Here is a 5,425-nt window from a genome sequence, read left to right as displayed (position 1 = left end):
GCGCGGGGTCGTGGGGGCGTACTCCGACGTCGCGGTGACGCGCACCGCCGTCGCGCCGGAGGGGTTCGACGCGCGCTTCTCGGCCGTGTGGCGCCGCTACGAATACCGGATCGCCGACCAGATCGCGGGCTACGACCCGCTCGAGCGGCACCGCACGACGACCGTGCGCGCGCAGCTCGATGCGGAGGCGATGGATGCCGCGGCCCGCTCCCTCATCGGACTCCACGACTTCGCCGCCTACTGCAAGCCGCGCGACGAGGCGACGACGATCCGGACGCTGCTCGAGTTCGACTGGCACCGCGCGCCGGACGGCGTGCTGGTCGCGAACGTCAAGGCCGACGCCTTCTGCCACTCGATGGTCCGCGCCCTCGTCGGCGCGTGCGTCGCCGTGGGCGAGGGCCGGTTGGATGTCGAGGACGTCGCGGACATCCGCGACACGGGCGACCGGGTTCCCGAGGTCAAGGTGCTCGCAGCGCGCGGGCTGACGCTCACCGCCGTGGGCTACCCCGCCGACGAGCTGCTCGCCGATCGCGCCGAGCAGTCCCGCGCGCGCCGCGACCGCGAGTAGCGGCATCCGGCGTCGTCCCACGCCTTCGCCGCGCGCGCCCCGAGCCGTCGAGAAACCATACGCCCGCTGAAACACCACGCACGGCATGATGTCTCGGCCGGGATGTGATGTCTCGGCCGGGATGTGGTTTCTCAGGGGGGGGACGGATGCCGCGGCACGGCCGCGCCCGGAACCCCGCACCCCACCCCCGTCACGGCCCGGCAACACCCTCCCCGTAAACTTCGGATGTGCCCCCAAGACTCCTGGTCGACGCCGTCGGCTCCTGCATCGAGATCGACCTGAGCCCGCTCGACGACGGCGATGCCGCCGCGGTGCGCGCGGCGTGGGCGGACGCTCTGGCGCCGGACGGCGCCGACCCGGTCGCCGTCGTCACCCCGCTGACAGCCACCAGGGAGCAGATGCTCTCGCACCTCTCGCAGGATGTCACCCTCGCCGGCATCGAGGCCGCCCGCGGGCGCGCATGGATGCTGCACGCGGCGGGCATCGCAATGCCCGACGGCAAGGTCGTGGTGCTCGTCGGTCCGTCCGGGCGCGGCAAGACGACCGCGTCGCGCGTCCTCGGGCAGACGTACGGCTACGTCTCCGACGAGACGATCGCGATCGACGCGGACGGCCGGGTCTGGCCCTACCGCAAGCCGCTCTCCGTCATCGAGGACCCGGCCGCGCCGAAGACGCAGGTCCCGCCCTCGGCGCTGAACCTCAAGCCGCTCCCCGACGCGGAGCTGCAGGTCGCCGCGATCGTGGTGCTGGATCGTGACGAGAACCATCCCGAGGAGCCGATTGTCGAGGCATCCGATATCGGAGATGCACTCAGCGACCTGGTCACGCAGACGAGCTTCCTGCCCGAGCAGCATGCCGCGCTGCGGTTCATCGCCGCGCTCGCGGCGGCGACCGGCGGCATCCGCACGGTGAAGTACCGCGAAGCGGCGACGCTGGTGGCTGTGATTCCGCAGCTGGTCGCCCAGCCGGCCGGGGACTTCGTGCTGCCGGAGCTTCCGCAGCACGCCGCGCCGCCGGCTGAGCCCGACCACGTCGGTCCGCGCTTCTCGCGCACGCCCGTCGCCGACGAGATCGCGCTCGAGCACCCCGATCGCGTCGCGATCCTCACCGTCGACAGCGGCCACCACGGGCACGTGACAGTCCTGGGCGGCATCGCCCCGGCGGTCTGGCGCGTCGCCGAGGACGCCACGCTGACTCAGTTCCAGGATGCCGCGACCACCGCCTACGGGCAGCCCCAGGGCTTCGACGCCCAGGCTGCCGTGCTCGTCGCCGTCGGACAGCTCCTCGACGCGGGACTGCTGACCTCGGATGAGCCGCTGCTCGCCCGGCGCGAGGACGTCGCGTGGGTGGACAGTGAGGATCGGATCGTCGCGCTTCCGCTCAGCCCGGCGCCGGACGGCACGATCGCCCGGCCGGCCGCGCTCGCCGGCTCGGCCGCGCTGATCTGGGAGTGGCTCGAGGAGCCGATCACCCTCACCCAGCTGACTGCCCGCGCTGCCGAGGCCGCCGGCGCGGTCGAAGACGGCAACGCGTCCGCGGTCGCCGACGACGTGGAGGCGTTCGTCGCCCAGCTGGTCGAGTCGCAGCTGATCGCCGCCCGGCCGGTCTAGGCGCGGGGGTCGCATCCCGTCGCGGGGTGCTCCTGGGACACGCTCGATTGCGGAGGCGGATGCCTCTCCTCAAACGTCATTGAACTTCGCGCTCACACGACCCTGGGGTGTGGGCTGGGTGCGGGGCATGGTGTCTCGGCCCGGAAGTGGTTTCTCGGGCTCGGGTGGCGGGTTGGCGATCGCTCGAGCCGTCGAGAAACCAGATCGCGGCCGAGACATCGCGCGGKCCATGGTGTTTCGGTGCCGAAGTGGTGTGTCGGCGGGGAAGTGGTTTCTCGAAGGCGGGAAGGGCGGCAGGCGGGAAGGGCGGCGGGCGGGAAGGGCGGCGGGCGGGAAGGGCGGCGTGCGGGCAGGGCTGCGTACGGCAGGGCGACGGATGCCGCGGCCCGATGCACCCTCCTCTACCAGTGTTCTGTGTGTCACGCACCCGATACCCCGCGGTCACGCTTCCGCCGTAGGCTGGCGTCGGCCATTAGCGTGGCACGCGACACAAAGGAGTCGGCATGAGGGTGATCTCGTACAACCTTCGCAAGCATCGCGCCGCCCGCGAGCTCGCACAGCTGGTCGAGACCCATGGCGCGGATGCCCTGTGCCTGCAAGAGGCCGACACCTCCGACATCCCGGAATCCATCGGCGGTCTGCGACTCGCCCACTCGACCCAGCGCAACCGGCTCGGGCTTGCCGTGTACTACCGCGAGAACACGTTCCGCGTGGTCGATGTGAAGGCGCTCGGCCTCAAGAAGTCGCTGCACGACCGCATGCTCAAGCCTGCCGAGGAGCGGATCCTGGGCGTCCGCCTGCACGACATCGACGAGAACCGCGACATCATCGTCGCGTCCTTCCATGCCGCGCCGCTCACCGCGCTCAACTCGCTCCGCCGCCACCAGATCCGCACCGCGCTCAGCGAGCTCGAACTGCTCGGCCGACACCTGCCGACCCTGATGGTCGGCGACTACAACTACCCGGTGTTCAAAGAGAACCTGGGTCAGAAGGTGCGCGAGCAGGGCTACGAGCTCAGCATGAGCGACGCGCACACCTACACGGCCTACCGCTTCTTCCGCGGGCACTACGACTTCGCGACGTCGGTCGGCTTCACCATCGACAAGGTCAAGACTCTCCCGCAGGGACTGAGCGACCACCTGCCGATCCTCATCACCGCGCAGGCGACGACGGATGCCGCGCCCGCCGCCGCGGAGCAGACCAGCGCCTGATCGGTGAGAGGTGCAATGCGCCGGTTCCGGGCGGTCGCCCTCACGATGCTCGCGGCGCTCTGGCTTTTTGTGCTGATCGGCCTGCCGCTGTACGTCTTCCCGCCGGCGGATGCGGTGCCCAAGAGCGAGGCGGTGTTCGTGCTCGGTCCGCCCTCGGATGCGCGCCTCGCGCTCGCCGAGCGCCTGCGCGACGAGGGTCTTGCCGAGCGCATTGTCATCTCGGTGCAGCCGGAGCGCGGCCAGACGGCAGACGACATCGCGCTCTGCCAGGAGCCGGGCGTCACCTGCGAGGTCGCCGATCCGTTCACCACGCGCGGCGAGGTGCTGATGATGACCGAGCAGGCGAGCCCGTCGGTGATCGTCGTGACGTCCACGACGCACGTGGCGCGCACGCGCTATCTGTTCGACAAGTGCTATCCGGGACACTTCGTGGTCGTCGCGGCTGAGCAGCCCCCCACGATCGCGCAGTGGGCCTTTCAGTACGTGTACCAGTCGCTCGCGTTCGTGAAGGCGGTGTTCCAGCCCTGCGCGGGTGAGCCCCTCGGTTAGGGAGTGACGGGCCCGCGGTCCACGAACTCGCGCCCGTTGCCCGCCTGCGCTGCGGGCTTCACGTTCGGCTCACTCGGGGCCGACGCGATCACCAACCACTTGCTGCCCGCAGGCGGGCCGTTCGGGTGGGCCTCGGCCAGGGGGAMTGTCGCCTCGAGAAGCGCGGTGTAGCCGATGGGGACGAGCGTTCCTGTCCACAGGAAGCCGTACTGAATCCATGGCACGYGGTGCCGGTCGACGATCGTGGTGCCGACCTGAGACACCGTCCATCCTGGCGCGCCGAGCAGAATCGCGGGCTTGCCGCCGACAAGATATGTGCCGTTGGCATTGTTGATCTGCACCATCAGCAGGATGGACGTGATCGTCCCCGTCCCGCCGTGCTTGAACCCGACTGTCGTATTCGCCGTCAGTCCGACCACGCCGCCGGGGCCGTAGGCCCAGTAGTAGCTGACATTTGTGAAATCGAGCTTTCCGGTCGCGGTCCCGCTGGCGGCTGCTGCCGGTGCGGCGGTTGAGAGAACGATGACCGGTGCAGCCCATGCGCCGGCCTTGAGCAGCGTGCGCCGGTCGATGGTCTTCTTCGGGTGCTGGATGTCGCTGCTCACGTCGTCCTCCTGAAATCGCCGATAGGGACAGGGGAGGAACGTCGCTTGACTGTCCGTCGTGCGATCACCCATTGACCACATTGTGGCGGATGCTGATTACGCTCCGGTTACAGCACGGTCCAGCGGGTGAGGGGCCAGAAGAGCAGCACGGCCTTGCCGACCACGGTGTCGTCGGTCGCCCAGCGCCAGCAGTCGGGGGCGGGGGAGTCGCCGCGGCAGTAGACCGCGGAGTCCGCGGAGTTGGCGCGATTGTCGCCGAGCATCAACAGGGAGCCGGCCGGGACTTCGACGGGGTCGAAGCACCGCGACGATCGCGGGGTGGTCGTGCAGTCCAGCGTGCCGGGCTCGAAGGGCAGGTCGTTCGTGACGTAGGGCTCGTCGCGGGGTTCGCCGTCGATGACGAGCTGCCCGGCATCCGTGCAGCACTCGACGGTCTGACCGGGAGTGCCCAAGACGCGCTTGATGAGGGTGTGGGCGCTCGTGGGCCCGAACCCGGTGACTTCGCCGATCCAGCGCAGCACGTCTTTGATGGGGTTGGCCGGCGACGGCTCGATGTTCCAGGTGGCGTCGGCGTCGAACACGACGATGTCGCCGACGCTCGGCTCGGCGCCCAGGTAGGCGAGGCGGTTCACAAGCACCCGGTCGCCGGGCTCGAGGGTGGCCTCCATCGACCCGGACGGCACCCAGAAGGGCTTCGCGACGAAGCTCAGCACGAGCCCCGTGATGACGAGCGCGGCGACGAGCTGAAACCAGCCGCTCCCCGTGATGCGACGCCACAGCGGGCGGGTGGTGGTCTCGTCGGGCACGTTCTCACGCTACCCGAGCGTGCGAGCCGGCCCGCCGCACCTCGGTCGTTGAGCGAGCGAAGCGAGACGAAACGTC

6 protein-coding genes are annotated in these 5,425 nt (G+C 70.0%); 4 read left to right on the top strand and 2 right to left on the bottom strand.

Annotated features, from left to right (window positions below; genetic code table 11):
* From AC1DVT_RS17600 to AC1DVT_RS17585, 4 genes are all read left to right on the top strand, one after another.
* On the top strand, positions 1–568 hold a 568-nt coding region (locus tag AC1DVT_RS17600), incomplete at its 5' end, for a tRNA pseudouridine synthase A (protein ID WP_477390410.1).
* 227 nt (positions 569–795) lie between these two features.
* Positions 796–2,178 (top strand): PqqD family peptide modification chaperone, encoded by a 1,383-nt coding sequence (locus AC1DVT_RS17595; protein WP_477390408.1) that lies wholly within the window; start codon positions 796–798, stop codon positions 2,176–2,178.
* Between the two features lie 503 nt (positions 2,179–2,681).
* On the top strand, positions 2,682–3,389 hold the full coding sequence (locus tag AC1DVT_RS17590; RefSeq protein ID WP_457101813.1) for an endonuclease/exonuclease/phosphatase family protein: 708 nt from the start codon (positions 2,682–2,684) through the stop codon (positions 3,387–3,389).
* A 15-nt stretch (positions 3,390–3,404) separates the two neighbouring features.
* Complete coding sequence (locus AC1DVT_RS17585) at positions 3,405–3,938, top strand: ElyC/SanA/YdcF family protein (RefSeq protein ID WP_477390406.1); 534 nt, start codon at positions 3,405–3,407, stop codon at positions 3,936–3,938.
* Here the strand turns inward: AC1DVT_RS17585 and AC1DVT_RS17580 are convergent.
* A complete protein-coding gene (locus AC1DVT_RS17580) occupies positions 3,935–4,543 on the bottom strand; it encodes a hypothetical protein (protein WP_477390404.1) in 609 nt (202 codons plus the stop codon). The genes AC1DVT_RS17585 and AC1DVT_RS17580 overlap by 4 nt on opposite strands.
* 107 nt (positions 4,544–4,650) lie before the next feature.
* The gene (lepB, locus tag AC1DVT_RS17575) at positions 4,651–5,349 is read right to left on the bottom strand and encodes a signal peptidase I (protein WP_477390402.1); all 699 of its coding nucleotides are present in this window, start codon (positions 5,347–5,349) and stop codon (positions 4,651–4,653) included.
* Positions 5,350–5,425: the final 76 nt, after the last annotated feature.

Source organism: Microbacterium sp. P2_F9, from assembly GCF_056403635.1.
Note: the sequence above shows the minus strand (reverse complement) of the source record. Positions and strands in the feature narration are given on the sequence as shown.

What these genes read in the sequence shown, in the direction of transcription:
- AC1DVT_RS17585 (WP_477390406.1), top strand. Translation starts at nt 3,405, where the DNA reads ATGCGCCGGTTCCGGGCGGTCGCCCTCACGATGCTCGCGGCGCTCTGG.
- AC1DVT_RS17590 (WP_457101813.1), top strand. Translation starts at nt 2,682, where the DNA reads ATGAGGGTGATCTCGTACAACCTTCGCAAGCATCGCGCCGCCCGCGAG.